At 58.1% G+C, this 16,117-nt stretch carries 17 protein-coding genes; 12 read left to right on the forward strand and 5 right to left on the reverse strand.

Annotation, left to right across the window (positions count from 1 at the left end; all coding sequences use genetic code 11):
• The 7 genes from SIK97_RS22910 to SIK97_RS22940 form a co-directional block, all read left to right on the forward strand.
• Positions 1-641, forward strand: a 641-nt coding sequence (locus tag SIK97_RS22910) for an amino acid ABC transporter ATP-binding protein (RefSeq protein ID WP_319610974.1), incomplete at its 5' end; no start/stop codon positions are given.
• 8 nt (positions 642-649) lie between these two features.
• Complete coding sequence (locus SIK97_RS22915; RefSeq protein ID WP_057173796.1) at positions 650-1,348, forward strand: ABC transporter permease subunit; 699 nt, start codon at positions 650-652, stop codon at positions 1,346-1,348.
• Between the two features lie 9 nt (positions 1,349-1,357).
• Positions 1,358-2,110 carry an amino acid ABC transporter permease gene (locus SIK97_RS22920; protein ID WP_025105727.1) on the forward strand — a complete coding sequence of 251 codons (753 nt, stop codon included), beginning with the start codon at positions 1,358-1,360 and terminating at the stop codon, positions 2,108-2,110.
• Positions 2,100-2,942: a transporter substrate-binding domain-containing protein gene (locus SIK97_RS22925; protein WP_014229459.1), complete on the forward strand. Its 843-nt coding sequence runs from the start codon at positions 2,100-2,102 to the stop codon at positions 2,940-2,942. The genes SIK97_RS22920 and SIK97_RS22925 overlap by 11 nt, the downstream gene beginning before the upstream one ends.
• Before the next feature lie 4 nt (positions 2,943-2,946).
• Positions 2,947-3,486, forward strand: a complete 540-nt coding sequence (locus tag SIK97_RS22930) for an L-2-amino-thiazoline-4-carboxylic acid hydrolase (protein WP_032694933.1) — start codon at positions 2,947-2,949, stop codon at positions 3,484-3,486.
• Positions 3,474-4,229, forward strand: coding sequence for a VOC family protein (locus SIK97_RS22935; protein ID WP_057173797.1), 756 nt, complete (start codon positions 3,474-3,476; stop codon positions 4,227-4,229). Before SIK97_RS22930 ends, SIK97_RS22935 begins: the two co-directional genes overlap by 13 nt.
• A 12-nt stretch (positions 4,230-4,241) precedes the next feature.
• A complete protein-coding gene (locus SIK97_RS22940; RefSeq protein ID WP_032749054.1) occupies positions 4,242-5,030 on the forward strand; it encodes a pyrroline-5-carboxylate reductase family protein in 789 nt (262 codons plus the stop codon).
• On the opposite strand, the gene SIK97_RS22945 is transcribed toward SIK97_RS22940, so the two are convergent.
• Positions 5,027-5,983 carry an AraC family transcriptional regulator gene (locus SIK97_RS22945; RefSeq protein ID WP_047723778.1) on the reverse strand — a complete coding sequence of 319 codons (957 nt, stop codon included), beginning with the start codon at positions 5,981-5,983 and terminating at the stop codon, positions 5,027-5,029. The two genes, SIK97_RS22940 and SIK97_RS22945, sit on opposite strands and share 4 nt — an antisense overlap.
• A gap of 108 nt (positions 5,984-6,091) precedes the next feature.
• Here SIK97_RS22945 and SIK97_RS22950 point away from each other — a divergent pair, with 108 nt between their 5' ends.
• Positions 6,092-7,291, forward strand: coding sequence for an MFS transporter (locus SIK97_RS22950; protein ID WP_014838552.1), 1,200 nt, complete (start codon positions 6,092-6,094; stop codon positions 7,289-7,291).
• Between the two features lie 327 nt (positions 7,292-7,618).
• On the opposite strand, the gene SIK97_RS22955 is transcribed toward SIK97_RS22950, so the two are convergent.
• The 3 genes from SIK97_RS22955 to celB are packed head-to-tail and all read right to left on the reverse strand — an operon-like array spanning position 7,619 to position 11,357.
• Positions 7,619-9,076, reverse strand: a complete 1,458-nt coding sequence (locus tag SIK97_RS22955; protein ID WP_057173799.1) for a leucyl aminopeptidase family protein — start codon at positions 9,074-9,076, stop codon at positions 7,619-7,621.
• Positions 9,077-9,079: 3 nt separating this feature from the next.
• Positions 9,080-10,033, reverse strand: a complete 954-nt coding sequence (locus SIK97_RS22960; RefSeq protein WP_009652191.1) for a N(4)-(beta-N-acetylglucosaminyl)-L-asparaginase — start codon at positions 10,031-10,033, stop codon at positions 9,080-9,082.
• A gap of 4 nt (positions 10,034-10,037) precedes the next feature.
• Positions 10,038-11,357 carry a PTS cellobiose transporter subunit IIC gene (gene celB, locus SIK97_RS22965; RefSeq protein WP_047723780.1) on the reverse strand — a complete coding sequence of 440 codons (1,320 nt, stop codon included), beginning with the start codon at positions 11,355-11,357 and terminating at the stop codon, positions 10,038-10,040.
• 153 nt (positions 11,358-11,510) lie between these two features.
• Between celB and SIK97_RS22970 the strand changes: the two genes are divergently transcribed.
• Positions 11,511-12,332 carry a hypothetical protein gene (locus SIK97_RS22970; RefSeq protein ID WP_057173801.1) on the forward strand — a complete coding sequence of 274 codons (822 nt, stop codon included), beginning with the start codon at positions 11,511-11,513 and terminating at the stop codon, positions 12,330-12,332.
• Between the two features lie 111 nt (positions 12,333-12,443).
• On the opposite strand, the gene SIK97_RS22975 is transcribed toward SIK97_RS22970, so the two are convergent.
• Positions 12,444-12,773, reverse strand: a complete 330-nt coding sequence (locus SIK97_RS22975; protein WP_049102975.1) for an NIPSNAP family protein — start codon at positions 12,771-12,773, stop codon at positions 12,444-12,446.
• Between the two features lie 289 nt (positions 12,774-13,062).
• On the opposite strand from SIK97_RS22975, the gene SIK97_RS22980 reads away from it, so the two are divergent.
• The 3 genes from SIK97_RS22980 to SIK97_RS22990 are packed head-to-tail and all read left to right on the forward strand — an operon-like array spanning position 13,063 to position 15,857.
• Positions 13,063-13,872: an ABC transporter ATP-binding protein gene (locus tag SIK97_RS22980; protein WP_014229450.1), complete on the forward strand. Its 810-nt coding sequence runs from the start codon at positions 13,063-13,065 to the stop codon at positions 13,870-13,872.
• A 24-nt stretch (positions 13,873-13,896) separates the two neighbouring features.
• The gene (locus SIK97_RS22985; protein ID WP_057173803.1) at positions 13,897-14,853 is read left to right on the forward strand and encodes an ABC transporter substrate-binding protein; all 957 of its coding nucleotides are present in this window, start codon (positions 13,897-13,899) and stop codon (positions 14,851-14,853) included.
• Positions 14,850-15,857 (forward strand): FecCD family ABC transporter permease, encoded by a 1,008-nt coding sequence (locus SIK97_RS22990; protein WP_049079373.1) that lies wholly within the window; start codon positions 14,850-14,852, stop codon positions 15,855-15,857. The genes SIK97_RS22985 and SIK97_RS22990 overlap by 4 nt, the downstream gene beginning before the upstream one ends.
• Positions 15,858-16,117: the final 260 nt, after the last annotated feature.

A 16,117-nucleotide genomic window follows, 5' to 3' on the forward strand; every position in this document is an offset into this window, starting at 1 on the left:
AGCCTACCGAAGTATGGTGCTGGTTTATTAGCACTGTTTTATGGGGATCCCTCAGTGCCGATAGCGGGCAAATAAGAATAGATGATGTGGCGCTGGATTGCGCAAAAGCGGGAAAAAAGGAGATTGAAAAACTACGGTCAAAAACCGCTATGGTTTTTCAATCGTGGAATCTTTTTCATAACCTCACCGCACTGCAAAATATTACCGAAGGGCTGATATACGCTAAAAAGCGCCCGCGGCAGGAGGCGCTGGCTATTGCTGAACGACTCTTAAAGCAGGTGGGGTTGCTGCATAAAAAAGACCACTATCCGCACAGTCTCTCCGGCGGCCAAAAGCAGCGTATCGGTATTGCGCGGGCGCTGGCCATTAACCCCGCCGTTCTGCTGCTGGATGAACCGACCTCAGCCCTGGATCCGGAAAAAGTCGGTGAAGTGCTGGAGCTTATTCAGACCATTGCCGCCGCGGGCCAGACGATGATCATCGTGACCCACGAAATGGCGTTCGCCCGTCAGGTCGCTTCCCGGGTGGTATTTATGGAAAACGGCGAAATCGTTGAACAGGGCCCGGCGGAACAGATATTTGGCGCGGCGCAGCAGGGCCGAACCCGGGCGTTTCTTGCGCAACTGCACTATCATGCCTGAGGCTGATGATGAACAATAACCCGCTGTTTAGCTGGCAGGATATCGCCGGAATAGTGCCGAAGCTGCTGGAAAATTTACCCGTGACCCTCGGTATAACGCTGGCGTCGCTGCTGCTTGGTTTAACGATCGCGCTGCTGATTGTGCTGCTGCAGTTTAGCCGCTTTAGGCCGCTCAGCGCGGCGGCAAATGGGTATACCGACATTCTGCGCGGCGCGCCTCTGGCGCTGCTGATCCTGCTGTTTTTCTTCGGCGGCAAATTAATTTTGACCGCGCTGGCGCTGCCGCCGCTGTGGATTAGCGATACCACCTTTGCGGTGCTGTCTATTTCGGTCAGCATCAGTCCCTACTTTGCAGAAATGATGCGTTCAGCGTGGCGCGCGGTGGATAGCGGCCAGAAAGAGGCCATTATCAGCCTGAATATTCCCTGGCATCAGGGAATATGGCGGATTATTTTCCCCCAGGGGCTTATTATTGCTATTCCCGTCTTTGGCAATCTTTTAATTAATCTCGTGAAAATGACCTCGCTGGTCAATATTATTGGTATTGTGGATATTTTTGGGCGGGCACAAAAGATTTCGCAAAATAGCTACGGGGCTAAACAAGTCGCGGCATTTATTAGCGTCATTATCGTCTACTGGGTGCTGAATAGTATTATTCTCTATTTTACCACTCGTATTGAAAAGAAATATCAGTTCCTGCTGGAGTGATAAATTAACATGTTTAGCCTGGCGTTCATTCGCGACAATTTTACGTTTATTTTAAGCGCGCTGCCGGTCACCCTGACGATAACGTTATTATCCTTACTGTTTTCCACTTTGCTGGGCGCAGCGCTGGCGTGGGCGATTATTCGTCAGGTACCCGGCGTTCAATGGCTGGCGAGGGTATTCCTCTCCTTTGGCCGTTCGGTCCCGGTCCTGGTGATGCTGTATTTCTTTTTTTACGTCTGGCCGTGGATTGCCGCCGGGCTGTTCGGCGGCCCGCAGGACACGATGTACCGCTATAAACTCTCGCCGCTGGCGGCGGCGGTCACCGCGCTGTCGCTGATCTTCAGCGCTTATTTCGCCGAAACCTTTCGCGCGGGATGGAATGCGGTTGATAAGGGGCAGCGCGAGGCCGCATGGTCAATCGGGCTAAGCGGATTCACGCAGTTCCGACGCATTATTTTTCCACAGGCGGCGGTATCCGCGCTGCCGAACTTTACCAGCGTGCTGATCGATCTGATTAAAGACACCTCGCTGGTTTACACCATCACCGTTGTTGATCTGATGGCGAAAGCCAATATCGCCGCCGCGCGCGGGTTTCATTTTGTCGAAGCCTACTGCGTCGTGCTGGTGATTTATATCGTGCTGTGCCTGGCGATTGCCAGAGCATTGCGCAGTGCAGAAAGGTTTCTGAGCGCCCGCTGGCAAGGAAACGCAGAAAAGAGTGTTCCACGGTTATCATTTTGGGGAAGGTATTTTGAAAAATAAAATTTTACTGGTGAGTGCGCTGGCGTTGGCAATGGGAATGAACGCCGCGCAGGCTGTTGAAAAAAGCGCAAACGCGAAAACGGTTGAGGTTGTCGTCAATGCTAACGGTTTTCCCTTTAGCTTTGTTGACGATAACAACAATATTACCGGTTACGATGGCGACCTGTTAAAGGTGCTGGACCAGCGTTTAACCGACTATACGTTTCATTTTAATGCGGTCTCGCGCGATGCGATGATCGTCGGCCTATCGACCGGCGCCTATACCCTCGCGGCGGATCACTTTTATCTCACCAAAGAGCGGGCGGAAAAATACGACCACTCCGGCGAGCCGACAGGGATCAGCGATTTGCGCCTGATTGTGCGTAACGATGAGAACGATATACATAATCTCGGCGATCTCGCCAGCGGGAAGAAAAAGCTGGTGCCGATTCATACCTCCGACGCCCGTTATACGGTGATTGAAAACTACAATAAAAAACATCCAGGCCAACAAATTAACCTGCAGCCCAACGGCGAGCAGTCCGCCGCCGATATCTTTAAAGCGGTAGCCTCCGGGGAGTACGATGCGGCGATTTACCCCATTGGCGCGCTGCTGGCGTTAAATAAGGCGCTAAATCTTAATCTGAAAGCGTCGGATTCCGTCGGCCTGTTTCCTAACGTCTATTTGTATAAAAAAAATACCGATCCGCAGCTAATCAAAGCGATTGACGCGCAGCTGGTTGCCCTGAAAAAGGACGGCACGCTCGCTGAGCTCTCGCGGAAATGGTACGCCGAAGATGTGTATGCCCTGCCGGGCGCCAGCGACGTGAAAGTGAATACCGACTGGGAATAAGCGCATGACGCAAATAAGCTCGGAACCGGCGCATAACGCCGCCACCTTAAACGATGAGGTGACCCTGGCCCTGCGCGCCATTACTGAAAAACGCGCGGCAACGATTGGTTACCTGTTGGACGAAAGCCGACAACGCCATATCGCGGATGATTCTGTCCGTGAAGCAATACGCCACTATGGCCGCGATATCGGACATAAGCTGCGCGCGCAAATGCGCGATCGAAAAGATTTGCAGGAGTTTGCCGGGCTGTTTACCCGCGGTCTGGAATCTCAGGTTTATGAGATGGAGCCCGTTAGCGCCAGCCGGGCCGAATTTATCGTCCTGTTTCACTACTGTCCCTATGTCAACTGCTGGCGGCAGCAGGGGCGAGGCGCCAGCGAAATTGAGACGCTGTGCGATATCTGCATGGAAGGCGATCGTGCGCTAACCGACGCGTTTCCGGGGCTGCATTTAGAGGTGCAGACCGCGCTGGCTCGCGGCGATGCCGCCTGTCGGCTGCGTTTTTATCAGGCAGAGGAGCGGGAGGGCGAATGGCAACCTTAACGTGGGACCACGCGGTCCAGTTTGTTAATCAGCCGGAAGCGGCGATTCAGGCGCTGAGCGGGCAAAAGCTCAACGCGGTGGCCGGTGGGCGCCACCCGGGCTGGGGGACCAGGAATGCGCTGAGCTATTTCGGCCTGACCTATATCGAATTTCTGGCGATTGACGATGATGCAGAGCTGCTTTCCGCCGCGGAGACGTTTTTACTCTGCCGGGATGCGTCGCGGCTGCTGCCGGATAATGAAGCGCTGTATCGGGTGGCGCTGCGTAGCGACGATATTGAGCGCACGCATGCGGAGTTGCACGAGCAGGGCCTGCGGGTTTCGCCGATCGTCAACGGCCAGCGCGACGATCCGCAGGGCAACGTTATCCGCTGGCGGATCTTCACCATTGACGGCGATTTTGACGGCCTGGTCTATCCCTTTATTCTGCAATGGGGGGAAGAGGATGACGCCCGGTTGAGCCGCCTGCAGGCACAGGGTCTCGCTGCGCCGCATCCTCTGGGGGAGATTGAACTGCAGCGCGCGGTTTTCACGGTACAGCATCCTCAGGCGGTGCGCGACCGCTGGCAGCTGCTGTTTGGCTTTGCCCCGCAAGGCGAGCAGGGGCTGGCGGTGGGCGGTCGAGAGTTTCTTTTCCGCCAGGGCGCGGCGAACCAACTGACTGAACTGGTGTTTCGCGTTGCTGACCCGGCGCTCAAAGGCCGACGCTTTCGCGTTGGCAACGGCGAATATCTTTTTGAATAAGGAGTAAGACTCATGACCAGGGTACATTTTTTTGGCGCCGGACAGATGGCGGAGGCGATTATTCGCGCGTCATTAAGCCACGGTGCGCTGCGGGCGGACGCGATCTCGCTGGAGGATATCGACAGCGCGCGAGTCGAGGCTCTGCGCGCCCGTTATCGGCTGTCGGGCGACGGTGGCGTAAACGAAGCCGCTTTGCTGGTGCTGGGGATCCGTCCGCAGGACGATCTGGCGGGGGTGGCGAACCGCGTGCGCCCGCAGCTAAACGGCTCGACGACGGTGGTTTCTCTGATCGCGGGGGTGACCCTGGAAAAGCTGGCCTCCCTGTTTGGTGCGGCAACGCCGATTGCCAGGGCGATCCCCAATACCCTGACCGATACCGGATTTGGCTATAGCGGCGTGACCTTAAACCCCCACGCCAGCGCGGCTGAGATCGAGCCGTTTCTGCGCGGCTTTGGCAAAGTGCTGTATCTGCCTGAGCGGTTGATCGATATCTTTACCGGCTTTGGCGTCGCGGGCCCTAACTATATTTACTACTTTATTGAGTCCCTTACCGATGCCGGCGTACTGGCGGGGCTGCCGCGGCCCCAGGCAACGGAGGTGGTGCTGGAAAACCTGCTCGGCGCGGTCGAGATGCTGCGCCAAAGCCAAAAGCATCCGCGCCAGCTTCTGGATATCAACAACTCCCCGGCGGGCGTCGGGATCCACGGTCTGTATGAGCTGAACAACAGCGATTTTGCCGCTGGGCTTCAGCGCAGCGTACTGGCGGCGGTCAGGCGCACCCGTGAACTGGGACAGTGCTAAAATCCTTCTTCCCGCGACAGATCGCGCAGCGCGCCCGGCGCCTTTCCGATAATGCGTTTAAAGGCGCGGCTGAAGGCGGCATGAGAACTGTACCCCAGCCTGAAGGCCACTTTTTCCAGCGCCTGACCCTCATGGGAAATGTACTGCACCGCGAGGCGCATACGCAGCTCGGTGAGATAGCGGGCGGGCGTGGTGCCGGTGGCGGAGAGGAAGCGTTCAGCAAATACCGAACGCGAAATTCCCGCCTCGCGGGCCAGATCCTCGACTTTCCAGTTAATGCCCGGCTGCTGATGCATAACGTAAATGGCTTTAGCCAGCTTAGGATCGCGCAGCACCTGTACCCAGCCGGTGGCGTTGCCGCAGCCACACTCCACCCAGCCGCGGACAATCAGCGCGGCGACCACATCGGCCAGCCGCGCCAGAATGCCGGCGTAGCCCGCCTGTCGAGTGAGGCTTTCGCGTTCCATGGCCGCCAGCATCGGCGGGATCTCCGGACGGCTGGTCAGCAGGCTGCTGACCAGCATCACTTCGGGCATCGCTTTGACCAGCGGCTGCATACCGCCCAGCTCAAAGTCCATACAGGCGCTGAAGATAATAGCGCTGTCGCTTTTCGCGTCGTCGCAGGCGTTTTTGACGCAGCTTACCGAGCCGCAAACCGGTTCGCTGGGCAGTCTGGACACGTTAATCACCGTTGCCTGGTCATCGGAGAGCAGCACGTGACCATCGCCGTTCGGAATAAACAGCGCATCGCCGCTCTGCAGCATCAGGCGCTGGCCGCTGACCATGCGCAGCAGTACCGGTCCCCGGCTGATAAAGTGGAACTGCGCTTTACCGGGTACGAAGCCGAATTCGACGCCAAAAGGGCGGGAGGTTTCGATGCGGCGGTAGTTGACGCCGGAAAGGCGCATGCCGCGCAGAAGTTCGCTGGTGAGATCGAGGGCGTGCTGAGTCATAACATCATTCCCGGACGAATTATCAATAATCAAGGAGTATGCATCATAGATCGTCCGAACAGAACCGCCTAATCTTAACGAAATGTTAATTGTTCTGGAGAGATGTTTATGAGTTCCTGCATTGCAGCTGAAGAGAGCCAGGCCAACGCCAGGCCCGCGTGGCGCGCCGTCTATGCGCTGGCGCTGGGGGTGTTTGGCCTGATTGTCGCCGAGTTTCTTCCTGCCAGTTTGTTGACGCCGATGGCGGCAAGCCTGGGCGTTAGCGAAGGCATGGCGGGGCAGGCGGTCACCGCGACGGCGCTGGTGGCGTTAGTTACCGGGCTGCTGATCACCACCGCGACGCGAAATATTGACCGCCGCTGGGTGCTGATGTTCTTCTCCGTTTTGCAAATTATCTCCAGCATGATGGTGGCCTTCGCCGGTTCGCTGGAGTTTTTGCTGCTTGGACGCCTGCTGCTGGGGATTGCCATCGGCGGCTTCTGGTCGATGTCGACCGCGACCACCATGCGTCTGGTTCCGGCGGCGATGGTGCCGAAAGCGCTGGCGATTATCTTTTCCGCCGTTTCCATCGCGACGGTGGTTGCCGCGCCGCTGGGCAGCTATTTCGGCGCGCTGATCGGCTGGCGCAACGTATTTCTTATCTGTGCGCTGCCGAGCGTGGTTGCGCTGCTCTGGCAGCTGTGGGTTCTGCCTTCCATGCGTCCGGAGAGCGTCGGCAGCTTCGCTACCCTGTTTAAGGTGCTGCGTCGGCCAGGTATGATTGGCGGCATGCTCGCGACAATCCTGATTTTCAGCGGCCACTTCGCCTTCTTTACCTATCTGCGTCCGTTCCTCGAAACCGTGGCGCAGGCCAGCGTCGAAGGGGTTTCTCTGATCCTGCTCGGTTTTGGGGTAGCGAACTTTATCGGCACCTCGATTGCCGGACATCTGTTAGCCCGAAGCCTGCGCCTGACGCTGGCGCTGGTGCCGCTGGCAATGAGCGTGCTGGCGCTGATGATGGTAACGTTCGGTCACGTCGCGCTGCTGGACGGTCTGCTGGTGGCGATGTGGGGCTTTGCTTTTGGTCTGGTGCCGGTGGGCTGGTCGACCTGGCTTGCCACTACGGTGCCGGATGAAGCTGAAAGCGCGGGCGGCCTGCTGGTGGCGTCTATTCAGCTGGCGATTAGCGCCGGTGCGGCTGGCGGCGGTGCGGTATTCGATCTCAACGGCGCGAGCGGCGTTTTTGTCGGCAGCGGCGTGCTGCTGGTCAGCGCCATGGTGATAGTGCTGTTTGCGGTAAGAGTTAAGCCAGTCGTGAGTGAGGAGTAGGGCTACCGGGCTACAGGGCCGCAGATTGCTGTTAACCCGTAGCCCGGGTAAGGCGTTTACGCCGCAACCCGGGGAATATGCCGTGACGTGGCATTGTTGCGGCTTCTTCCCGGCTCGCGCTGCGCTTAGCCGGGCTACCGGGCCGCAGATTGTCGGTAACCCGTAGCCCGGGTAAGGCGTTTACGCCGCAACCCGGGGAATATGCCGTGACGGGGTATTGCTGTGGCTTCTTCCCGGCTTGCGCTGCGCTTAGCCGGGCTACCGGGCCGCAGATTGCTGGTAACCCGTAGCCCGGACAGATGCGCAGCATCGCCTCCGGGGAGGGTGTTAACTCTCGTCGATATCGTCGAGCAGATGCTGAATCAGTAGCGGAATCGGCCGGCCGGAAGCGACGCTTTTACCGCCTTCGCGCCACAGCGCCGTGCCGCTGACGTCGAGATGGGCCCAGGGGATCTCCGGCGGGCAAAAATGGTGCAAAAGCCAGGCGGCGGAGGCGCTGATGGCCGCATTATTGCCGGGCGTATTGCACAGGTCGGCGATTGCGCTTTCGGTCTGCTTCTTCTGCCTGCTATCCAGCGGCAGCGACCAGACCTCATCCCCGCTTTTTATTCCTGCCCGGGTTAACCCCGCCCGCAGCGCGTCGCTTTGCGTCATCAAGCCGCTCAAATCGTAACCCAGCGCCTTAACCACCGCGCCGGTAAGGGTCGCAATATCAATAATATAGTGCGCCTGCGGATGTCGCTGGCTCGCCCAGGCAATGGCATCGGAAAGCACCAGGCGGCCTTCAGCGTCGGTATTATTGATCTCTACCGTCAGGCCATTACAGGCCCGGGCGACGCTGCCCGGCTGCATGGCGGCGGGGCCAATCGCGTTTTCCGCCAGCGCCAGTACGCCCATTACCCGCACCGGTAGCGCCAGCTCGGCGATGCTCAGCATCAGGCCAAGGACGTTGGCCGCGCCGCACATATCGTACTTCATGGTGTACATCCCGGCGCCTTCCTTGAGCCACAGTCCGCCGGTATCAAAGGTGACGCCTTTACCGACGTAGCAGCGAACCGGGCCCTCGCTGACGCCATCATAATGAATCGCCAGCAGGCGCGGCGGGCGTTCAGCGCCTTTACCCACCGCATGCAGCAGGCCGAGCCCTTGTTCGACGATCGCTTTTTCATCCAGAACTTCGCAGCGCAGCGTGGGGATATCCGCGCACAGACGCCGGGCTTCTTCCACCACGTACTGCGGGGTACACTGCTCCGCAGGCAGATCCGCCAGCCGCCGCGCGGCGAGCATGCCGTGCGCCGTGGCCCGTTGACGATGGGCGAGGGTGTCCAGCGCCGACCGCTGTTCGGGTAAGGCGTAGAGGGCGAGCTGGCGCAGGCGTGGCCTGGCGGCTTTCACCTGATGCAGGCCCAAATCATCAAGCTGCCAGTCGAGGTTAAACAGTTCGCGCAGCGCTTTGGTTAACGCGCCGCTGCTCTCTTCCAGCGAAGCGTCGAGGATAAGCGTTTCGCTCACCGGCTTTTTGCATAGCGGCCGCAGCGCCTCGGCCAGGCCATCGTTCAGCGTATCCCTCCACAGCGGTGGCGGAATGAGGGTGATGCGGGCGAAGGGGGAGCAGCCGAAGCGGGTATCCGCCACCTCGCCGCGGGCGGCCTGTTCCACCATTTCCGCGAGCAGGGGAACGGCATTGAGCGGGGCCTGGGCCAGCAGCGTACTGCCGGGCCAGGTCACCAGATGCGCGCCGGTGCAGTCGCTATCCAGTTGATTAATCAGACGATAATCCAGCATGGCTTACTCCTCGATGGGGGCGCGAATGCGTGCGGCATAGGCCTGCATCCATTCGTCGTCCACCGGCCGGTAATGGGTTTTCTCCCGAACGCGCTCGGCGCAGAACACGGTGAGCGGCTGCGTCGCGCTGGCGACGACAAAGGAGAAGGTTTTGATGTTGGTGGCGGCGCCGAATTCGCCGCGCCGGTTCATGCACACCACCGAAAGGTCGCCCGCGCGGCCAAAGCGCGACATCAGTTTGTCTTCCAGCTCGCAGACCACCGAGTCCGCCGCCTGCTGCGGCGTCATTCCCTGGGCCATTCGCCGGACGATTTCGTAGCTGGTGCAGCCTTTCATCAGATCTTCACCGACGCCGGTCGCCGTGGCGGCGCCGGTCTCGCTATCGCAGTAGAAACCGGAGCCGATAATCGGCGAATCGCCCAGCCGTCCGCGCTTTTTCATAAACAGGCCGCTGGTGGAGGTGGCAACGCTCATGGAACCCTGTTTATCAAGGCCAATAATGCCCACGGTATCGTGGCCGTCGTAAGGACTGAGACCTTTATCCAGCGTTTCGCGACAGCGCTTCCGGTAATGCTGCATCGCGCGTTCGGTCAGCATCGCTTTGGCGGCGAATCCCTGGCTTATGGCCCACTCTCTGGCGCCCTGGCCGACCAGCAGACTGTTGTAGCGCTGGCGGCTCAGGGCGTGGGCGACTTTCACCGGGTTGGCAATATCCACCAGATTACCCACCGCGCCGAAGGCCAGGGTATCGCCATGCATAAAGGCGGCATCCAGTTCGACCTCGCCGTTTTCCGTCGGCAGGCCGCCGTAGCCCACCGATTTGTACAGCGGAAAATCTTCTACCGCCGCCACCGCATTGACCACGGCGCTGGCGGTATCAGCGCCGGATGCCAGCGCCGCCGCGGCTTCGGTTACGCCTTCCAGCGCCATTCGCCAGGTGGCAATCATTCCCCACATTGGTTTACTCCTGTTTTGCAAGCGTGTTGTCCGTTTCAGCACTGGCGGTGACTTCCGCCGCGCGATACTGCTTATCGACGATGCGCATGAAGGGCAGGTACAGCATGGCGCCAATCAGCAAATTGAGGATCTGCATCACGCTGCCGCTAAGATGCCCGGTGACGATAAAACCGCTGATCACCGGCGGCAGCGTCCAGGGGATAAAGACGCCGGTGGTGACGGCCACCGCGCCGATCTTCATCGCCGCGTACTGCACCGTGACCAGCACCAGCGGCACGAGGTTAAATGGAATCAGCATAATCGGGTTCATGATCACCGGCAGGCCGAAGAGGATAGGCTCATTGATATTAAAAATGGAGGCGCCGGCGCCGAGGCGGGCAACTTCGCGCATATTTTTGCTGCGGGCGAAAATCAGCATCGCTATCACCAGCGATAGCGTTGCGCCCGCGCCGCCCATCCAGATCATATCGAAGAACTGCTCGGTGATAATGTGCGGCGGGGTGACGCCGGCCTGGATAGCGGCGATGTTGTCGGTCTGATTTTCCATCCACAGCGGACGAATGATGCCGTTGATCATCGAACCGGAGTTAATGCCGACCGACCACAGAATGGTAATGCTGAAAACGGTCATCAGCGCGCCGAAATAGGAGGTACCGTAATGGCGTACCGGCGAGGCGACGACCTCATAAATAAACTGGTGGATGGTGGCGTAGTGCGTGTGCGCAAACCCGATGCGAATCGCCAGGATCAGAATCATCACCAGCAGCGCCGGGATCAGCGCGGCGAAAGACTCCTGCACGGCGGGCGGAACGCCGTCCGGCATCTTAATCACCAGCTTTTTGCGTTTTAGCCAGCAGAAGAGTTCGGTCCACAGCAGCGAACCGATCATGGCGACGAATAAACCTTTGGTGCCGATCCACTCCACGGGGATCACCGTGATGCCGCCGTTTTCTGCGACCTTAATGAACGGCGTGAGGATCAGAAACCCCACCAGCGAGAGGATGCCGCAGGAGATGCGGTCATCGCCGTAGTGCTCCGCCAGACGGTAGGCCACCAGGAAGCTGATAAACAGCGACATTGTGGAAAATACCGCGTTGAACGGGATTTCGATAATTGCGCTCCAGCTCGCGCCGAAGGTGCTGGCCATAAACTGCTGGTAGCTCTGATTGGGGAACGACGAGATCACCAGCAGAATGGAACCGACAATAATAAAAGGCATGAATGAAACGTAGGCGCCGCGAATAGCGCCGAGGTGACGCTGCTGGGCGGTTTTCGCCGCCAGAGGCATCAGTTTGGCTTCAAGAAATCCCAGAACATTGTTCATTGTGAACTCCGTACAAGATCGACAGGGCTGTGTGTGTTATCTATGGCGGATTATGAGAGAAAGCGGTGGGCTGAAAGGTGAAGCGGTTCACATTGTATTCTCTGCAATAATATATATCTCATATGATTAGTTATATTTCCTGTAGAGGATCGTATGGAAATTAAGCTGCACGCTAATGCCACCACCACCCCCAGAACGCGTAAATATCTTCAGGAATCGACGAAAAGCGACCGGGAACTGGCGCAGGAACTGGGGATTTCCATTACTACGGTTCGCCGCTGGCGCAACCGCAGCCAGATTTCCGATAACCACACCACGCCGCATTTGATACACAAAGTACTGAGACAAGAGCAGGAGATTCTCATTAACGCCCTCCGCGATGCGCTGCGCGCCCCGCTGGACGAACTGCTGTTTATGGTGAATGAGGGGCTGGGCATCGCTATTTCCCGCGCCACGCTAAACCGCTATCTGCGTCCGGCCCATGAAGGACGGAAAAATGCCGCGCTGCAGGGGAAAAAAGCGTTAAAGGCGGGAATGCGCGCGGATACCCTGACGCTGCACTATCGCCAGCTGGCGCTGTCGATGGACGACGGCGGTGAACATCATCTGCTCTGGGCGCAGGAGCCGATCAGCGGCTGGTGCTTTGGCCGCATCTATAGCGGGATCTCTCCCTCGCTGGTCGATAGCTGGCTGACCGAGGCGCTGAACGCCTGTCCGGCGCGTATACAATGTCTTGAGATTTATGCTCATAAAGGTTTCCAGCCCGCGCGCGCGGATCTCTCTTGCCGGACGGTGGCGATGGCGGAGCGCGGAGCGGTACAGCTCAGCGAACGATTAGCCGACGTTATTCCGGCGCTGGATGAACCGGACGCGACGCTGCAGCGGCTGTGCGCGCTGTGGAACCGGGGACGGGCGCAAAAAAAGCTGGGCGACACGACGCCCCAGGGCTTTCTTGAGTCGTTGAATCAGAACTAACGGTGGCGTCGGAGGCAGGCACGGCAGCCGCGTTTTGCCCGGGCCCCAGAATCTCTGCGACAGCAAAAGAGAGCGCGTTTTTTGTTGGGCCACGCCAGCGGCCCTGGAGGGTCAACCGTTTCGCAGGCCATCAATCGCGCTGTCGCTCAGCAGCATAACCGTTTTTACGCTGACGCTGATCCTGTCGATAATGGCCTGTCGCGGGCCTTCGCGCCAGGCGGGGCTTCTGTAGAAGTGCGCCTGGGATGCGTTTAAATGCGTCAGGTCCTCATAGGCCCGGATCAGGTAATAAGCGTCGTTGTCATCAACTGAATTGCCGAAGGAGACGATATCCATTCCGGCGGCGCGATGACAGGGGGCGCTTTGTTCCTTCATTATCCGGTGAAACTCGTTCCCGGTCCCCGGTTTAAGGGTGTAAAGCAAAAACTCTACCGTTTTCATCCTGACGTTTCCTGTTCACATTCACTGAGTTTGCTGCAAGAGAGCACTGTCCGGCTATTAGAACAACTCCCCGTGGTTTTGTCGCTTCTCTTTGGCATGAGGGCAGCGCGGGTTGCATTTCTCACCCATTTTTTGATATGTTATATCATAACATTTATGGCATTATAAAATATGTGACTATTTACCTTTCTTTTTAAATGATAATGATTATCATCACTACCTGCCGATCAAAATTCAAAAGAGCGCGTGTTTCGCTCATCCACGCTGAAGAGAGAGGGAGCGGCGGCTAATGGAGGAGAGTTTGACCAAGAGTGGAAAAGCCGATGATCCCGTGCTTAGCGTCAATATCGCATCATTGCCGCGGCCCGGCGGCGGGGAAATGCTCTCCGGCATTCATTTCAGCGCCGGTAAAGGAGAGTGTCTGGCCGTCATTGGGCCCAACGGCAGCGGGAAAACCTCTTTATTACGCGCGATAGATTGCCAACTGCCGTCGCGGGAGGGCGACGTTCGGTTATATGGCCGCTCCATTGCCGCATTAACCCGGCAGCAGCGAGCCCGGCAGATCGCGGTGCTTGCGCAGAATGATACCCCCGACCTGCGTCTGGCGCTTGAGGATTATGTCGCCCTCGGGCGGATTCCCCACGCCCGGGATATGTCGCGTCGCGAACACGACATCATCGTAACCCGCGCGATTAACGATACGGGATTGCAGAGGCTGCGTAAGCGACCGCTCTCCGCGTTATCCGGTGGTGAGAGACAACGGGCGGCGCTGGCGCGGGTACTGGCCCAGGCGCCAAAACTGCTGCTGCTGGATGAGCCCACCAACCACCTTGATCCCCACGGCAGAGTGGAGCTGCTGTCATTAGTGAAAAGCCAGGGAATCACGGTCGTTGCGGTATTGCACGATCTTTCCCTGATTGACGCCTTTGCCGATCGGGTTTTGCTTTTATCGCAAGGGCGCGCCGTGGCCTGGGATGTGCCGGAGCGCGTGCTTGTTTCACAACGGCTTTACCCGGTCTTCGGCTTGACCAGCTTTACCGTACCGCATCCCATGACCGGGAAGGCGCTGCGGATTTTTGAGGTGCCAGGCTATGCCTGATAAATTACCGGAGGATAACGCAGCATGAATAAATGGTTTGCAGGGACGATGGCGTTTCTTTTTATTTCAGCGGCGAACGCGGCGGATTTTCCCGTCACGATTGATAGCTGCGGAACGCCGGTGACCTTCACTCAGGCGCCGAAAAGGGCGGTCATCCACGACCTTAATATGTCTGAAATGGCTTTTGCTCTCGGGTTGCAGGACCGCATCGTTGGCTTAACCGGCATTACCGGATGGTACAAAATGACCCCGGAATTTAAACATCAGATGAGATCAATTCCCGAGCTGGCGCCGAAATATCCCTCTCTGGAGACGCTGCTGGCGGCAAATCCTGATTTCTTTTTCGCCGGCTGGAATTACGGCATGAAGGTCGGCGGGGAGGTCACGCCTTCCGTGCTCGAAACATACGGCATCAAAACCTTTGTGCTGAGCGAGAGCTGCGTCTTTACCGCCTCTCAGAAACAAAAAGCGAGTATGGACCTGCTGTATAACGATGAGCTGACGCTGGGTAAGATTTTTGGCAAGCAGCAAGAGGCCCGTACGCTGGTCGACGGCTGGAAAAAAACGCTGAATGCGCTGCCTAAGCCGTCGCAGGGCGTGCAGCCATTAAAGGTGTTTGTCTATGATTCTGGCGAAGATAAGCCCTTTACCAGCGGACGGTACGCCATGCCGACCGCGATTATCGAAGCGGCGGGAGGGAAAAACGTGATGGACGACCTGGAGATGAGCTGGGGGACCACCTCCTGGGAGAGCGTGGCGACGGCGGAACCCGATTTTATTATTCTTCTCGATTATCAGACCGGCAGCGGCGCTGATTCGCTGCGCCGTTTCCTCGAAAATCATCCGTTAATGAAACAGACGCCGGCGGTGAAGCAGCAGCGTTATCTGAAGCTGCAATATGCTGAGTTGACGCCCGGCCCGGCGAATATCAACGCGGCCGAAAAGCTGGCTCATGCGATGTATCCTGCGGCCCACCAATGAGCGGGACTCACTATCGCTACTACTGGGCCGCGTGGGGGGCGCTGCCGTTATTAGCCGGCTTGATGCTGCTCAGCGTGGCTAAAGGCAGCGTGCCGCTGTCGCTTACCCAGGTTCTCGGCGCCTTGCGGCTGCTGGATGTGCCGGTTTCGGAGATGATCGGACGTATTGTCATTGATTTGCGCGTGCCAAGAACGCTGCTGGCGGTGCTGGCGGGCGCGGTGCTGGCCATCGTGGGCGGTCTACTACAGACCACCACGCGCAACGATCTGGCCGATCCTTTTTTATTCGGGCTTTCCTCCGGCGCATCGGCGGGAGCGGTACTGGTGATCACCCGATTCGGTGAGCGGCTTGGCGCGCTGACGCTGCCGGTGTCGGCATTCGTTGGCGGCATCTGCTCGGCGGTGGCGGTGATGCTGCTGTTTCATTTTAAAAAGCAGCGTGGCGCAGAGCACCTGGTGATCTGCGGGTTGGCGATCTCCTTTTTATTCGGCGCGCTGACCAGCTATCTGATTTTCTCGGGCGACCAGCGGGCCGCCAGCTCGGTGCTGTTCTGGTCGCTGGGTGGGCTCGGTCTGGCGCGCTGGGATAATTTGCCCTACGCCCTGTTCAGTCTGCTGCTTCTAGGCGCATTCATACTCCTGCGCTGGCGCTCCCTGGATGGCTTACTGGCCGGTGAGCAGACCGCGCAGTCGCTGGGCATTAACGTTACCCGCCTGCGAATGGAGGTGTTTTTCTGCTGCGCGTTAGCAACGTCGCTGCTGGTGGCCCTGACCGGGGTGATTGGCTTTATCGGCCTGATGGTGCCGCATATGTGCCGCTATTTTTCTGGCGTAAAACATCTGCTGCTGCTTCCTTTATGCGGCCTGTGGGGCGCGGTGTTACTGTGCGGCGGCGATATCGTCAGCAGGACGCTGCTGGCTCCGCAGGAGCTGCCTATCGGGATCATTACGGCCGGCATCGGCGGTCTCTTCATTATTATTTTGCTGGCCAGAAACCGTTCATAAACTGAGTCGCGCCGGGTCGCTGCCTGGCGCAGACTTAAACGAAGGGCAAACAAATGCCCGGAAGTCAGCGCGCGCATGCGCTTCGGTTTACGCGCAATACACCCGTGCATGGTTTTATCTTTTGATAAACTGAATTTTTCAATTTTATTCGTTGAATATAATCTTTATCGCAGAGTGATATGCTGCTGATTTCTCTTTAACCGATGTCTCGTAAGAAAAATCCTAAAGTAAGTGTGGGGATGAGTGCTGTCTCCGGGCCA

Origin of the sequence: Klebsiella sp. JN_Kp126 (assembly GCF_033843325.1) — a bacterium.
Classification (GTDB): Bacteria; Pseudomonadota; Gammaproteobacteria; order Enterobacterales; family Enterobacteriaceae; genus Klebsiella; species Klebsiella michiganensis.